The sequence below is a fragment of the Azonexus sp. R2A61 genome (genome assembly GCF_021401135.1).
Taxonomy (GTDB): Bacteria; Pseudomonadota; Gammaproteobacteria; order Burkholderiales; family Rhodocyclaceae; genus Azonexus.
Genome location: NZ_JACBFO010000003.1, coordinates 197711 through 212799, shown reverse-complemented (window position 1 = coordinate 212799; position 15089 = coordinate 197711). Strand labels below are relative to the sequence as shown.

General features: G+C 66.2%; 18 protein-coding genes. 15 read left to right on the top strand and 3 right to left on the bottom strand.

What is annotated here, in order from left to right; translation table 11 throughout:
• Positions 1–21 precede the first annotated feature (21 nt).
• Positions 22–1644, top strand: a complete 1623-nt coding sequence (gene nifA / locus L0962_RS10755; protein ID WP_234086430.1) for a nif-specific transcriptional activator NifA — start codon at positions 22–24, stop codon at positions 1642–1644.
• Positions 1645–1659: 15 nt separating this feature from the next.
• Here nifA and L0962_RS10750 read toward each other — a convergent pair whose 3' ends face one another.
• From L0962_RS10750 to L0962_RS10740, 3 genes are all read right to left on the bottom strand, one after another.
• A complete protein-coding gene (locus L0962_RS10750) occupies positions 1660–3201 on the bottom strand; it encodes a DHA2 family efflux MFS transporter permease subunit (RefSeq protein ID WP_234086429.1) in 1542 nt (513 codons plus the stop codon).
• A 79-nt stretch (positions 3202–3280) separates the two neighbouring features.
• Positions 3281–4582, bottom strand: coding sequence for an HlyD family efflux transporter periplasmic adaptor subunit (locus L0962_RS10745; protein WP_234086428.1), 1302 nt, complete (start codon positions 4580–4582; stop codon positions 3281–3283).
• Positions 4579–5103: a MarR family winged helix-turn-helix transcriptional regulator gene (locus L0962_RS10740; protein WP_234086427.1), complete on the bottom strand. Its 525-nt coding sequence runs from the start codon at positions 5101–5103 to the stop codon at positions 4579–4581. The genes L0962_RS10745 and L0962_RS10740 overlap by 4 nt, the downstream gene beginning before the upstream one ends.
• Before the next feature lie 178 nt (positions 5104–5281).
• Between L0962_RS10740 and L0962_RS10735 the strand changes: the two genes are divergently transcribed.
• The 14 genes from L0962_RS10735 (at position 5282) to L0962_RS10670 (ending at position 15089) form a co-directional block, all read left to right on the top strand.
• Entirely contained in the window at positions 5282–5611 is a 330-nt protein-coding gene (locus tag L0962_RS10735) for a ferredoxin (RefSeq protein WP_234086426.1), read from the top strand.
• 4 nt (positions 5612–5615) lie between these two features.
• A complete protein-coding gene (locus L0962_RS10730) occupies positions 5616–5888 on the top strand; it encodes a nitrogen fixation protein NifZ (protein ID WP_234086425.1) in 273 nt (90 codons plus the stop codon).
• 3 nt (positions 5889–5891) lie between these two features.
• Positions 5892–6425, top strand: a complete 534-nt coding sequence (locus tag L0962_RS10725) for a flavodoxin (RefSeq protein WP_234086424.1) — start codon at positions 5892–5894, stop codon at positions 6423–6425.
• Positions 6422–6727: a hypothetical protein gene (locus L0962_RS10720; protein WP_234086423.1), complete on the top strand. Its 306-nt coding sequence runs from the start codon at positions 6422–6424 to the stop codon at positions 6725–6727. The genes L0962_RS10725 and L0962_RS10720 overlap by 4 nt, the downstream gene beginning before the upstream one ends.
• 53 nt (positions 6728–6780) lie before the next feature.
• Positions 6781–7302 (top strand): DUF2478 domain-containing protein, encoded by a 522-nt coding sequence (locus tag L0962_RS10715; protein ID WP_234086422.1) that lies wholly within the window; start codon positions 6781–6783, stop codon positions 7300–7302.
• Positions 7303–7461: 159 nt separating this feature from the next.
• Complete coding sequence (locus L0962_RS10710; protein ID WP_234086421.1) at positions 7462–7866, top strand: hypothetical protein; 405 nt, start codon at positions 7462–7464, stop codon at positions 7864–7866.
• The gene (locus L0962_RS10705; protein WP_234086420.1) at positions 7838–8185 is read left to right on the top strand and encodes a helix-turn-helix domain-containing protein; all 348 of its coding nucleotides are present in this window, start codon (positions 7838–7840) and stop codon (positions 8183–8185) included. The genes L0962_RS10710 and L0962_RS10705 overlap by 29 nt, the downstream gene beginning before the upstream one ends.
• A complete protein-coding gene (locus tag L0962_RS10700; protein WP_234086419.1) occupies positions 8155–10149 on the top strand; it encodes a TonB-dependent siderophore receptor in 1995 nt (664 codons plus the stop codon). Before L0962_RS10705 ends, L0962_RS10700 begins: the two co-directional genes overlap by 31 nt.
• Entirely contained in the window at positions 10130–11434 is a 1305-nt protein-coding gene (locus L0962_RS10695; RefSeq protein ID WP_234086418.1) for an ABC transporter substrate-binding protein, read from the top strand. The genes L0962_RS10700 and L0962_RS10695 overlap by 20 nt, the downstream gene beginning before the upstream one ends.
• Positions 11431–12738, top strand: a complete 1308-nt coding sequence (locus L0962_RS10690) for a di-heme oxidoredictase family protein (RefSeq protein WP_234086417.1) — start codon at positions 11431–11433, stop codon at positions 12736–12738. Before L0962_RS10695 ends, L0962_RS10690 begins: the two co-directional genes overlap by 4 nt.
• Before the next feature lie 22 nt (positions 12739–12760).
• Positions 12761–12958 carry a hypothetical protein gene (locus tag L0962_RS10685; protein ID WP_234086416.1) on the top strand — a complete coding sequence of 66 codons (198 nt, stop codon included), beginning with the start codon at positions 12761–12763 and terminating at the stop codon, positions 12956–12958.
• Positions 12955–13695, top strand: coding sequence for an ATP-binding cassette domain-containing protein (locus tag L0962_RS10680; RefSeq protein ID WP_234086415.1), 741 nt, complete (start codon positions 12955–12957; stop codon positions 13693–13695). The genes L0962_RS10685 and L0962_RS10680 overlap by 4 nt, the downstream gene beginning before the upstream one ends.
• Positions 13668–14393: a molybdate ABC transporter substrate-binding protein gene (modA, locus tag L0962_RS10675; RefSeq protein WP_234086414.1), complete on the top strand. Its 726-nt coding sequence runs from the start codon at positions 13668–13670 to the stop codon at positions 14391–14393. The genes L0962_RS10680 and modA overlap by 28 nt, the downstream gene beginning before the upstream one ends.
• On the top strand, positions 14394–15089 hold the full coding sequence (locus L0962_RS10670) for a molybdenum ABC transporter permease (RefSeq protein ID WP_234086413.1): 696 nt from the start codon (positions 14394–14396) through the stop codon (positions 15087–15089).

Genomic DNA, 15089 nt, shown 5'->3' with positions numbered 1-15089 from the left:
ACAATAAATAACGAGAACGGCATGCACGATACCCATCCCATCCATAACGCCGACAACGACACCTGTCCCCCGCCGGGCGGCTATTGCCGGACGCACGAACTGAACATCCTGCTGCTCGCCGCGCTCTACGCGGTCAGCCGGGTACTCAGCCGCTCGCTGGCGTTCAACGAAACCTTGCGCGACGTCCTGCGCGTACTCAACGACGAGGCCGGCCTGAGCCGCGGCCTGATCGGCGTGGTCAATCCGGAAAACGGCAACCTGACCATCCACACCACGCACAATCCGGACGGGCCGGCGCTGGTCGGCGAGCAGTACCAGCCCGGCGAAGGCATCGTCGGCCTGATCCTGGAAAAGCCCTATACCGTCAAACTGGCGCGGGTCGGCGACGAACCCCGTTTTCTGAACCGGCTCGGCATCTATGCGCCGGAACTGCCGTTCATCGCCGTGCCGATCAAGGTCGGCGGCGATCTCAAGGGCATCCTGGCGGTCCAGCCGGAAGCACCGGAGGACGGCCTGCTGGAGGAGCGCGCCCAGTTCGTCGAAATGGTCGCCAACCTGATCGGGCAGAGCCTGAAGCTGTCGCTCGACGTGCAGCAGGAAAAATCCTCGTTGCTGGAAGAGCGCGATTCGCTGCGCCGCACGGTCCGCCACCAGTTCGGTTTCGAGAACATGGTCGGCCGCTCGGCGGTGATGCGGCGGGTCTTCGATCAGGCGCGGATGGTCGCCAAGTGGAACACCACCGTGCTGATCCGCGGCGAAACCGGTACCGGCAAGGAACTGATCGCCAATGCCATCCACTACAACTCACCACGCGCGCGCAATGCGCTGGTCAAGCTGAACTGCGCGGCGCTGCCGGAAAACCTGCTCGAATCCGAACTGTTCGGCCACGAGCGCGGCGCCTTCACCGGCGCCGTCGAAGCGCGCAAGGGGCGCTTCGAACAGGCACACGGCGGCACCATCTTCCTCGACGAAATCGGCGAAGTTTCGCCGGCCTTCCAGGCCAAGCTGCTGCGCATCCTGCAGGAGGGCGAGTTCGAACGGGTCGGCGGCAGCAAGACGATCAAGGTCGACGTGCGCGTCATCGCCGCCACCCACCGCGATCTGGAAACGGCCGTCGAGATGGGCGACTTCCGCGAAGACCTCTTCTACCGGCTGAACGTGATGCCGCTGTTCCTGCCGCCGCTGCGCGAGCGCATCGAGGACATCCCGGAAATCGCCCGCCATCTGCTCGGCAAGATCGGCAACGAGCAGCGCCGCAAGCTGACACTGACCGACATGGCCCAGCGCCGGCTGGCCAGCCATGACTGGCCGGGCAACGTGCGCGAGCTGGAGAACTGCCTGGAACGCGCCGCCGTGTTGTCCGACGACGGACGCATCGACGTCGATCTGATTCGCTTCCCGAGCGCCCGCGAACGCAGTTCGGCACGCCCGTTGAAGACTGCCCCGCCAGCGGCCGGTACGCCGGCCGCCCCGCCACCGGAAGTGGACATCAACGATCCGTCGCTGTCGGAGCGCGAACGGGTGATCGCCGCGCTCGAACAGGCCGGCTGGGTGCAAGCCAAGGCAGCCCGCATCCTGGGCATGACGCCGCGCCAGATCGCCTACCGCATCCAGACGCTGAACATCGAAGTCAAGCAGTTCTAGCGACCGACAGCGGCCTCAATGGCCGCCGCCGGCGCCCTGCACGGTGAACGGCGGCCGGGCAAACCAGATCGGCACGACCAGCGCGAGCATGATCAGGCCGCTGGCCAGCTGGACATCGTTGGTTGCCATCAGGTAGGCCTGGGCGTTGATCGTATTGTTCAGCGAAGCCCAGGCCTGGTCGAGGCTCAGGCCGGCGGCACGCAGGGCTTCCAGATAGCGGTCGGTGGCCGGATCGTAGTCGGTGACCCGTTCGGCCAGATCCGCATGATGGGCGATGCCGCGGTGGTCCCACAGCGAGACCATGATCGCCGTCCCGAAGCTCGACCCGAGGTTGCGCATGAAGCTGGACAACCCGGAAGCGCTGGCGATCCGTGACGGCGGCAGGCCGGACAGGTTGATCGTGATGATCGGCAGGAAGAAACAGCTGATGCCGATCCCCATCAGCAAGCGGGAGATGGCCACCGTCCAGTAATCCACGTTGGGGGTGAAACCGCTGCTCCAGAAAGCGACGACGGCGAACACCGTGAAACCGAAGCTGGCCACCAGACGCGCATCGATGCGATGGATGTTGGCGCCGATCACCGGCCCGAGCAGCATTGCCAGCACGCCGCCAAAGGCCACCACCTTGCCCGCCCACAGCGGCGTATAGCCTTGATAGCTCTGCAGCCATAAGGGAATCAGCACGACGGTGCCGAAAAAGGCCATCGAACCGAGCAGCAGGCATAGCGAACCGACCAGGAAATTGCGCCGGGCGAACAGCCGCAGGTCGACCACCGGGTGCTCGTCGGTCAGTTCCCAGGCCACGAAGAACAGCAGCGCGACCAGCGCGACGCAAGCCAGTGCAACGATCTCGGACGAACCGAACCAGTCCATCTCGTTGCCCTTGTCGAGCAGGATCTGCAAGGCGCCGACGCCGATCGCCAGCAGGATCAAGCCGACATAATCGACCGGCAGCCGGCGCCGCTCGCTCTCGCGGTCGCGCAACAGCAGCCAGGCGCCGCCGGCCACGGCCAGGCCGAACGGCAGGTTGATCAGGAAGATCCAGTGCCATGACAAGGCCTCGGTCAGCCAGCCGCCGGCCAGCGGACCGACGATCGGCGCCAGGATCGTGGTCATCGCCCATAATCCGAGCGCCAGGCCGCGTTTCTGCGGCGGATAGATGGTGGTCAGCAAGGCCTGCGACAGCGGAATCATCGACGCCCCGAACACCCCCTGCAGCACGCGCGCCGCAACCAGTGCCGGAAAACTCGGCGCCAGGCCGCACAGCGCCGAGGCCAGCGTGAACAGCAACGTCGACATGACGAACATGCGGACCTGTCCGAAACGCAGCGACAGCCAGCCGGTCAGCGGCATGACGATGGCTTCGGACACCGCATACGAAGTGATCACCCAGGTGCCCTGGGTATAGCTGACGCCCAGATCGCCGGCAATCGTCGGCACCGACACGTTGGCGATCGACATGTCGAGGATGTTGACGAAGGAGCCGAAACCCAGGGCAATGGTCGCCAGGATCAGCCGCGCCCGCGACATCGGCTGCGTCGTTGCGACTGCGTTCACCTGCGTCCCCGCCGGTCGCGGCACGACCGTTGCCAGGCGGACGGCGACGCGCCCGGCCCGGCTTGCCTGCGGTAAAGGCTCATGCCTTGCCGTCCTTGCGGTCGACCAGCGCGCGCGGCATTTTTTCCGGCATCGTCGCACCGCGGTTGCCGGCGATGATGCGCTCGATCAGCGCATCGGCTTCCCGTCCCTGCGCGGCGAACACATCGGTGGCGATGCCGCCGGCCGGGTCGGCGGCCGGCGACAGCAGCGCTCCCGAACTGTCGCGCGTATCGACGCGGGCCCGCATCGACAGGCCGACACGCAGCGGGCGCGCCTGAAGCTCGGCCGGATCGAGCGAAATGCGCACCGGCACGCGCTGCACGATCTTGATCCAGTTGCCCGACGCATTCTGCGCCGGCAGCACGGCGAACGAAGCGCCCGTACCGGCGGCCAGGCCGAGCACCCGGCCGTGATACTGCGTGCCGTCGCCCCAGAAATCGGCGCTCAAGGTCACCGGCTGACCGATGCGCACATCCTCCAGATCGGTCTCCTTGAAATTGGCATCGACCCACAGCTGATCGGCCGGAATCACCGCCATCAGCGGGTTGCCGGCCGCGATGCGCTCGCCGAGCTGAACCTTGCGCCGCGCCACATAGCCGTCGACCGGTGCCACGACGCGGGCCCGGCTGAGCGCCAGCGCCGCTTCGCGCACCCGGGCGGCGGCGGCCATCACCTGCGGATGCGCTTCCAGCGTGGTGTGATCCACCCGCCCAAGCGCACCGGTTTTCTGCTCGCGGGCGGCGTCGACCGCAGCCGTCGCCTGCGCAATCGCCGCGCGCGATGCCGATGCGGCAGCTTCCGCCGAACGGACTTCGGTCTGCACCATCTGCAACGCCTCGGCCGAGATGAAGTTCTTGCGCCACAGCGCTTCCTTGCGCGTGAAATCGGCCTTGATGCGGGCCAGTTCGGCATCGGCGCGGGCGGCATCCTGGCGCGCCCGGTCGACGTCGGCCCGGCGTTGCTCGACCACCGCCGCCGACTGATCGGCACCGGCGTAAAGGCCGCGCACATTGCGCACCACTTCGGCCAGATTGGCTTCGGCGGTCTGCAAGGCGATACGGGCATCGGCATCGTCGAGTTCGACCAGGATCTGGCCGGCGCGGACGAACTGCGTGTCGTCGGCGCGCACCGCCGTTACCGTGCCGCCGACCGCCGCCGTGATCTGCACCACGTTGCCGGACACGTAGGCGTTGTCGGTCGTCGCCGTACCGCGCGCAAACAGCAGCCACCAGGCCAGCGCCGCCAGCGCCAGCAGCCCGACGATCACCGCCAGACCGCCAAGCACCCGGCGCCGACGCCCGTTGCCGGCGAGGTTCACATCATCGCTTCGTTCGTTCATTGCTTCGTTCCTTCCAGACCTTCCCCACCGGACGATTCCAGCGCCAGCAGCCATTGGCGCAGCAGGCGATCCAGCCCGCGCACCTCGTCTTCGGCAATACCGCCGGTCAATTGTTCATAGCGCTGCCACATGACCGGCAACAGGCTATCGATTGCCGCCTGGCCGGCCGGCAGCAAGCGGATCTTCACGGTCCGCCGGTCGTTGTCCTCGCGCACCCGCTCGACCCAGCCGCGCGCCACCAGTTCATCGGTCATTCGCGTCATGTGCGGACGCGACTGCCGCAGCACCTCGCTGGCACACGACGGATGAATGCATTGCGCCGGATCGCTGTAGATCAGCATCAGCAAGGCCCATTGCGAATGGGTCAATTGCCGGTCGGCCAGCCGCGCTTGCAAAGCGTCTTCCAGACGTCGCTGCAAAAAGCCGATCATGCGCACCAGCGTCACCGCCTGATCGGGCAATTCAGGGTGCAGCATTTTCAGACTGGCGACCCGCTGTTCGTAGGCCTGCAGGCTCAGCATCGGTACTTCCCCGGGAAATAGTTACTCAGGTAACTATATGGAGAAAGGCGATGGCACGCAAGTCGTCGCCGATTGTCGCAAAGCGGACAATGACAACCGAGCGCAAACCTTTGACGAAAAAGCCTTTTTCACTGGCACTTCCCTTGCATGGAGAACCGCATCTTTCAGGAGAACTTTCATGCCAAAACCGAAAAAGCACGTCCTCGTCTGCGTCCAGGGCCGCCCGCAGGGCCACCCGCGCGGCTCCTGCCAGGAAAAGGGCTGCGGCCAGACCTGGCAGGCCTTCTCGGACGAATTCACCGCCCGCAACCTGTGGGCCTCCGGTTACCAGCTGACCAACACCGGCTGCCTCGGCCCCTGCAATCTCGGTCCAAGCGTGCTGGTCTACCCGGACGGCGTGATGTACACCAACGTCAAGCCGGAAGATGTCGCCACCATCATCGACGAGCACCTGCTCTTCGATCAACCGGTCGAACGCCTCAAGGCGCCGGCCGATGTCTGGGCCTGAGATCATGAGCACCGTTCAATACGAGATCGGCGACATGGTTTACGCCGCCGAAGACATCCTCAACGACGGCACGATGCCCGGCATCGACGAGGAGGAAGGCCTGATCGTGGCGGCCGGCGCGCGCGGCGTGGTGGTTCAGTTCGGCCATTCCGAATTCGATCCGAGCAAGGAAATCTACCTCGTCCGTTTCGAGAGCGAACCGGGTGGCGACCTCGGCAATCCGGTCGGCGTGCTGCCCGACGAACTGACCCAGGAACCGGCTGCGGTCGACGCCTGAACCATGGCAAAAATCGGCATCTTCTTCGGTACCGATACTGGCCGCACCCGGCTGGTCGCCAAGCAGATCGCGAAGAAGCTCGGCGAGGCAGCCGCGGCGCCGGTCAACATCGGCCGCACGACGCTCGTCGAGTTTCTCGCCTACGACCGCCTGATCGTCGGCAGCCCGACGCTCGGCGACGGCATGCTGCCCGGCGAATCGACCGGCCTCAGCCAGCCGAGCTGGGAAGAATTCCTGCCGCAACTGGCCGACGCCGACCTCACCGGCAAGACCTTCGCCATTTTCGGTCTCGGCGATCAAAAGAAGTATCCGGACGAATTCGTCGACGCCATCGGCATCCTGCACGACGCCTTCGTCGCACGCGGCGCGACGGTGATCGGTCGCTGGCCGGTCGCCGGCTACGATTTTTCGGCATCGAAGGCCGTCGACCGCGACGAATTCCTCGGCCTGGCGATCGACCAGCATCACCAGGCAATGCAGACCGAAGCGCGGATCGACGCCTGGCTGGCCCGGATCACCCCGGCATTGCAGCCATGAATGCCAACCCCTGGGCCCTGGCCAAGGACCGCGCCCTGCGGCGCCTGCTGCTGTCGCTCGACGAACGTGCCGGCGAGCATTGCGACATCGACCCGGCCGACGGCAGCGACCCGCGCATCGTCACGCTGCGTCACCCGGAACTGTCCCGGCTGCGCGCCCACGTCTACCTGCACGGCCAACGCCCGGGTACCTACGGCGTGTTCTACGAATTTCCCCACCCGGTGCCCGGCATGCTCGAAACCGAGGAAAACCTGCCGCTACCCGCCGCCCTCGACAGCCTGGCACTGCATTTCGACACCTGAGCCGCCGCTGCTGCGGTCGACGGGCTAAAATGCGCTTTTTTCCTGCCCCGACAATGTTCGATCCCGACGCCCCCCGCATTGCCGCAGTCGTCTCCCGGCCAGGCCAGGCAACCGACGCGGTCGTGCGTGATTTTGTCGACGGCCTGCGGGCCAAAGGCATCCGCGTGCAGGGCCTGCTGCAGGAAATCTGCCCGAATCCGGGGCACTGCAAGTATCAGCTGCAGGACATCGTCACCGGCAAGCGCTACCCGATCTCGCAGGACCTGGGTAACGACTCGGGCGCCTGCGCGCTCGATCCGGCCGGCCTCGCCGAAGCCAGCGAAGTAATCCGCCGGGTGGAGGACGCGACGACCGATCTCGTCGTCTTCAACCGCTTTTCCGGCCTGGAAGCCGAAGGCCAGGGCTTTGCCCAGGAAATGCTGGACATCATGAGCCGCGGCCTGCCGGTCCTGACCATCGTCCGCGAATTCTGGCTACCGGCCTGGCGTCGCTTCACCGGCGACCTGGCCGACGAGATTCTCCCCGAGCACAACGCCCTGAACGCCTGGTTCCGGCAAAGCCACCCCGAACGCTGAGTCGACTCACTGCGGACAAATTGTCGGCTATCGTTATATAGTCGACAACACATCGTTGCATTGACGACAAAGAGCCGGCAAACCGCGCAAAAAACCGAGTAAATACCTGGCACCGGTCTTGCAAGGCATGGCCTACGTTATATATCTATTTATACAAACATGAACGCCCTGCATTCATCGAGCCGCCCTGCGGCAACGCAGCACACGCCACCCGGCCAATGCGACGAGATCGAACGCACCTGGAACCGCCATCTGCCGGCCGACTGGAGCGATGCGATCGACGCGCCGCTGTATTTCCGCCACCACCACGAATACGAAATCGCTGCCCGCCGTTCGCTGGGTTACGACGCCGACGACCAGCCGTGCTTCATCACCCATCGTTACGTGCTGACCCGGCCGGCTACCGACGACGACGAAGAGTTCTACGAGGAAACGTTGTTCAGCGAGGAACTGCACGCCTGGCGGCTGCGGGACGAACGCTGGCTGGTGTATCGCATTCATCAGGTCGGTCATTGCAATTCGCCGCGAGGTTTCTATGCCATCCATCCAGACATGCCGCGCTGACGCCGAAAACACCACGCCGCTCGGCGAACTCCGCCGCGAGCTCGGGCTGTCGCAGATCGCGCTGTCGGCCAGCCTCGGCATCAGCCAGCCCCACGTGGCCAAGATCGAACGGCAGCTGGACATGCACATCTCGACCTTGCGCCGCTACCTCGCCGGGCTGGGCGGGGAACTGCACCTGGTCGTCACGCTGCCCGGACAAACGCGCGAGGTCGACCTCGGCAAGGCCATGAAAACGGCACCGGACTTCACCGAAGAATTCAATCAAACACAGGGAAACAAGGGGGTTTCATGCAATCGACCAAACATCCGGCTCGTCTGAGCATCCTGGCCGGGACCATCGCCGGCCTCATCGGCAGTGCGCCGAGCTGGGCGGCGGATACCGCTTCCGTCTTCGAACTGGGGACCGTCCTGGTCACCGGACAGGCTACCGCCACCGGCGAAATCGAGTCGGAACAGGTGGCCTCGGTGGTCACCCGCAAGGACATGGACAGCTTCAACCGCGAAAACGTCGGCGATGCGGTCAATCTGCTGTCCGGCGTCTCGATCTCGACCAATTCGCGCAACGAGAAGATGGTCTACGTGCGCGGCTACGACGCCCGCCAGGCACCGCTGTTCATCGACGGCATCCCGGTCTATGTGCCGTACGACGGCTATGTCGACATGAACCGCTTCACCACCGCCGACCTGTCGGCCATCCAGGTGGTCAAGGGTTTCAGTTCGGTCGCCTTCGGACCGAATGCGCTCGGCGGCGCCATCAACCTGATCTCCCGCAAGCCGCGCAAGGCACTGGAGGGCGACATCAGCGCCGGCATCGCCTCGGGCAACGAGCGCAAGGCGGCATTCAACGTCGGTACCAACCAGGGCATGTGGTACGCCCAGCTTGGCGCCTCCTACATCGAATCCGACTACTTCAAGCTGTCGTCCGACTTCACGCCGACCGCCACCGAGGATGGCGGCCGCCGCGAAAACTCCAGCCGCCAGGACAGCCGGGTCTCGCTCAAGCTCGGCCTGACGCCGAACGCCACCGACGAATACAGCCTGAGCTATTACAAGCAGAACGGCCAGAAAGACCAGCCGCCCTCCACCGTACCGACCGCCCGCTACTGGCGCTGGCCCTACTGGGACAAGGAGAGCCTTTATTTCGTCTCGAAGACCGCGCTCGGCGGCAAGGAAACCCTGAAGGTCCGCGTTTTCGGCGACAAGTTCGACAACGACCTGCGCATCTACAGCAACAATACCTACACCACCTACAACCCGGTGACCGGGGTCAGTGTCTATAACGACAAAAGCTATGGCGCCTCGGTCGAACTCAGCTCGGTCCGCCTGAGCCATCAGGAAATCAAGCTGTACACGCTGTACAAGGTGGACAAGCACGTGAACACCAACGGTGCCGGCGCCACCGACGAGTCGTTCAAGGACATCCTGACCAGCGTTGCGCTGGAGGACAACATCCGCTTCTCGCCGCAGTGGCTGCTGTCGCTCGGCCTCTCCCACCACAGCCTGCGGGCCGACCACGTGTACAAGAGCGGCTGGCCGGCCTTCGACACCTCCGACAAGAAGACCGCGACCAATCCGCAGGCCGCGCTCTATTTCGATCTGAACGACAGCACCCGCTTCTACGCGAGCATTGCCGAGAAGACCCGCCTGCCGACCCTGAAGGACCGTTTCTCGCTGCGTTTCGGCAACTATGTCGAAAACCCGATGCTGAAAGCCGAAACCTCGCTCAATTACGAAGTCGGCTACCAGGGCACGCCCTGGGCCGGCGCCCGGGCCGAGGCGGCCGTCTTCCATAGCCGGATCGACGACAAGATCCAGACCGTCTATCAGCCGGGCACCGCCAACTGCAGCCCGGCCACGCCCTGCCAGATGCAGAACGTCGGCAAGGTCGACTCGACCGGCATCGAACTCGGCCTGCGCACGCCGATCGGCAACAACCTGGAAATCGGCAGCAGCTACACCTACATCAGCTTCAGCAACAAGAGCAATCCCGGCATGCGCATCACCGACATTCCGCGCCACAAGCTGACCGCCTTCGCCATCGCCAGACTCGGCAGCCAGGTCGATTTCATTCCCTTCGTCGAATACGACTCGGGCCGTTGGGCGTCGAACACCGTCAAGCTGGACAGCTTCACCACGCTCAACCTGAAGCTGGCCTGGCGCCCGCTCAAGGACGTGACCGTCGAAGGCGGCGTAAACAACGTCACCGACGAGAACTACCAGCTCGCCTACGGCTTCCCCAACCCCGGCCGGAACTACTTCGCCAATGTCGCCTACCGCTTCTGACTTTTCCCCGATCCGGCGACGCCTGCTGCTCGCCGCCGCGCTCGCCGGACTGCCCGCCCTCGGGCGGGCCGGCGAGCCGGCCAGGCGCCAGACAGTGACCGTCGTGACCAGCTATCCGGACGAATTCGTGTCGCGTCTCGAGGCCGGCTTCGAAGCCGCCCATCCGCAATACCGCCTGCAGGTGATCTGGCGCAACGCGCGCGATGCGGCCCCCTTCCTGGAACAACCCGGGCACGGCGGCGCCGATGTCTACTGGTCGCCGTCGCCGCGCAATTTCGCCCGGCTGGCCGCCGCCGGAATCTGGCGTCCGCTGCCGGTCGACCGCAAGCCGCTGCCCGCCCGCATCGGCAACACCCGGCTGGGCGACGCGGAAGGTTTCTACACCGCCAGCGAAATCGCCGGTTTCGGTTTCGCTTACGATCCCGCGTGGTTTGCCGCCCGGCAGATGCGCCCGCCAACCGACTGGGACCAGTTGACCGATCCCCGCCTGGCCGGCCTGATCGCCCTGCCGGTACCGCAACAGGTCGGCTTCGCGCCACCGATGGTGGAAATCGTGTTGCAGGCCTGGGGCTGGGACAAAGGCTGGGCGCTGTGGAGCGAAATCGCCGGCAACGCCTTGCTGGTCGACCGCGGCGCCACCTTCGTCACCGACCACATCGCCGACGGCCGCTGCTGCCTCGGCCTGTCGATCGACTTCTTCGTCAACTCGGCCATTGCCAACGGCGCCCGCATCGGCTTCGCCTACCCGCGGCACACCGGCCTGAACCCGGCGCACATCGCGGCGACGCGGGACAGCGCCAATCCCGACGGCGGCAAGGCCTTCATCGATTTCGTGTTGTCGCCGGCCGGCCAGCGCCTGCTGCTGCACCCCGACATCCGGCGCCTGCCGGTCCGCCCGGACGTTTATGCCGACCTGCCGGAAACGCAGTACAACCCCTTCCAGGCCGCCGACCGGGGCGGACTGCAGTTCGACGGCAACCGGGCGCGCGACCGGCTGGCGATCAGCAGCGCGATCTTCCAGCACATGCTGGCCGAGGTACACGACGAACTGCGTCCGCTGTGGCAGCGCGTCCATCGCCTGGAGGCGAGCGGCCGCGACCTCTCCGCGGTCCGTCGGGCGCTGAGCCGCCCGCCGATCGACGAAGCCGGCGCCGATGCCCCGGAACTGCGGAAAATCTTTGCCGACAACGAGAAGGGCGAGCGCGGCCTGATCGCCGGCTGGCGGCTGAGCTGCGCCACCCAGCGCCAGGAAGCACGCCGCCTGCTGGCGGAGATCGAGGCATGAAGGCCCGGCATCGCCTGCCGCTGCTCGCACTGCTCGCTGCCGTGCCGCTTTTTGCCGATCCGGGCACGGTCGACCGCGACATCCTGAGCCGCCCGTTACCCGGCCTGGACGAAACGGAAATGGCCAGCTTCCTGCGCGGCCGCAGCCTGTTCCGGCAGAGCTGGGTGATCGCGCCGGCCAGCGACCGCGAATTCGACGGGCTGGGACCGCTGTACAACCGCCTCGCCTGCATTTCCTGCCACCCGAAGAACGGCCGCGGCGGCGCTCCCGAAGGCCCGGCACAACGCATGCAGACCATGCTCGTGCGCTTGTCGGTAAAAGCGCCGGGCGGTGCCAGGCCGCACCCGGTCTATGGCGACCAGTTGAACGAGGAAGGCATTCCCGGCGTTCCCGGCGAAGGGCGTGCCGAAATCCGCTGGCAGACCCGCCACGAAAAGCTCGCCGACGGCACGCTCGTCGAACTGCGCAGCCCGCTCGTCCGCTTCACCGAACTGGCCTACGGGCCGCTCGGTCCGGTCATGACCTCGTTGCGCGTCGGCCCGCCGGTGGCCGGCCTCGGCCTGCTCGACGCGGTGCCCGACAGCACCTTGCTGGCGTTGGCAGCGGCCGCCAAGCCGGACGGCGTACGCGGCCGGGTCAACCGCATCAACAGCCCGCAAGGACCGGTCGGCCGCTTCGGCCTGAAGGCCAATGCCCATGACCTGGAATTCCAGATCGCCGGCGCCTTCCACGGCGACATGAGCATCACCTCGCCGCGCTTTCCGGAAGAAAACTGCACGCCGGCCCAGCGCGCCTGCCGCCAGGCGCCGGATGGCGGCCGTCCGGAACTGAGCATGCAGCAACTGAGCGACATCACCTTCTACGTCGCCCACCTTGCACCGCCGCCACGACCGGACAACCGCAATCCTGCGGTCGACCGCGGCGCCGCGCATTTTTCCGCCTTCGGCTGCCAGCTCTGCCATCTGCCCAGCCTGCGCACCGGACCCGGCGCGTCACGTCATCTGGCCGAACGCGAGATCGCCCCGTACACCGACCTGCTGCTGCATGACATGGGCGCCGAGCTCGCCGACCATCGCCCCGATCACCAAGCCACCGGCCGCGAATGGCGGACGGCACCGCTGTGGGGCATCGGTCGCCTGGCAGCGATCAACGAAAAGGTCGGTTACCTGCACGACGGCCGCGCCCGCAACTTCGAAGAAGCCATCCTGTGGCACGGCGGCGAAGCACTCGCGGCGCGCCAGCGCTATGCCGCCGCCGACCGGCAGACCCGCGACGAACTGATCGCCTTCCTGAACGCCCTGTGACCCCGCCCCGAAAGGAGACCGCATGAACCGCCCCACGCTCCCGCTTACCCGCATCAGCCCCGGCGCCGCGATGGCCCACGGTTGTTGCGGCGGTTTCCGGATGGCCCGTCCATTGCCGTCGGCCGAGATCATCCACGTCGACTTTTCGGCGGAAAAACCCGCCGGGCAAACCCTCACGCCAACGGACGAAACCCCTCCGACACGGGACGCCGAATCGTGAGCGCCCTGCATTTCCGGCTGCAGCGGACGCTGGCCTTCGCCAGCGGATCGTCCCGGCTCGATGTCGAATTGACGCTCGGGCCGGGCGAATGGCTGGCCCTGCAAGGCCCCTCCGGGGCCGGCAAGACCTCGCTGCTGCGCCTGCTGGCCGGGCTCGAATCGCCGGAAAGCGGATTCATCCGAGTCGGCGACGACTGCTGGCTGGACAGCGAGCGCGGTATCGTCCTGCCAACCCGGCTGCGCCGCATCGGCTACGTCTTCCAGGAACATGCCCTGTTCCCGCACATGACGGCACGCCAGCAGCTGGCCTTCGCCCGCCGCCCCGAAACGCCGTCGGCGCGCCTCGACGAGCTGCTCGAACTGGTCGGCCTGGCGCAACTGGCGGATCGTTACCCGTCGGCGCTGTCCGGCGGTCAGAAACAGCGGCTGGCGCTGGCCCGGGCACTGGCTGCCGAGCCGCGCATCCTGCTGCTCGACGAGCCGCTGTCGGCACTCGACCCGGAACTGCGCCAGGCCATGCAGACGCTGCTGCAGACCGTGCGCGAAGCCGGCCTGGCCGACCACGCCATCGTCGTCACCCACGACCTGCCGGAGGCCCGCCGACTGGCCGAACGCATCGTCCGCCTGCATCGCGGCCGGATCTTCAGCGACGGCCCGGCGCACGACCTGCAATCCATTCATCCGCCACTCTTCGTTCCCAAGGAGCCTCCATGCGCCTCTGTCGCCGCCTATTCCTGACCCTCGGTCTGCTGGCCGCCCTGCCGGCTTTCGCCGATAGCCTGCTGATCGCTGCCGGTGCCGGCTACAAACGGCCGGTCGCCGAATTGTGCGAAGCCTTCCAGAAGCACAGCAGCCAGAAGGTCGACCAGATTTACGGCAACATGGGCAACATCGTCGCCCAGATCAGGCAGAGCGGCGAAATCGCCGTCGTTTTCGGCGACCACGCTTACCTGGCTGCGGTCGACGGCCTCGACGTGGCGAATTATCTGCCGCTCGGCAACGGCCGCCTGGTCGTTGCCTGGCCGAGCGGCGGCCAGCTGGCTGCGGTCGACGACCTGAAAACGGCAAAATTCGCGCGCATCGCGCTGCCCAACCCGAAAGCCGCCATCTATGGCATCGCCGCCAGCGAATTCCTCGAACGCAGCGGCCTGGCGGCCCCGCTCAAGGACCGGCTGCAGGTCGTCGCGACGGTACCGCAAGTGTCGGCCTACCTGATCAGCGGCGAAGTCGACGCGGGCTTCATCAACCTCACGGAAGCGCTGGCCATCCAGCCGAAGATCGGCGGCTATCGCGAAATCGACGCCAAACTGTATTCGCCGATCCGCATCGTCGGCGGCGTCCTGCGCAACCATGCGCAGCGGCCGGAAGTTCAGGCGCTCGGCCGTTTCCTCGAAACACCGGAAGCCAAGGCCATCCTCGCCAGGCACGGTCTCTGAGTGGGCGAATTCGCCAGCCTGCTGGTCAGCCCGGAGACGCAGCAAATGCTCTGGCTGACGGCCCGGGTGGCGCTGGCCGGCAGCCTGCTGCACGTCGTTTTCGGACTGGCGCTCGGCTACGCGCTGGCCCGCCCCGGCTGGCGCGGCCGAACGGCGCTGGATATCGCGGTGACGCTGCCGCTGGTCTTTCCGCCGATGGCCACCGGTTTCCTGCTGCTGATGATCTTCGGCCGCCGCGGTCCGCTCGGCGAGCCGTTGCGCGAGCACTTCGGCATCGACCTGATCTTTTCGTTTTCCGGCCTGGTACTGGCCGCCTTCGTCGCCGGCCTGCCGCTGGTCGTCAAACCGGTCCAGTCGGCGTTCGAAAACATCCCGAAAATCTATGCGGAAGCGGCCAGGACGCTGGGCAAGACGGAATGGCAAATCTTCTGGTTCGTGCTGTTGCCGAACCTGCGCAATGCGCTGATCGGCGGCCTGGTGCTGGCTCTCGGCCGTTCGCTGGGCGAGGTCGGCATGACGCTGATGCTTGGCGGCAACATCGAAGGACGCACCGTGACCGCTTCACTGGACATCTACAACGCCGTGATCAACGGCGAATTCGAACGCGCCGCGGCCATCTCCGTCCTGCTCGGCCTGGTCACCGGCGGGCTGTTCGTCGTGCTTCGGCGCAACGCCCGGGCGCCGCTCGGCTGGTGA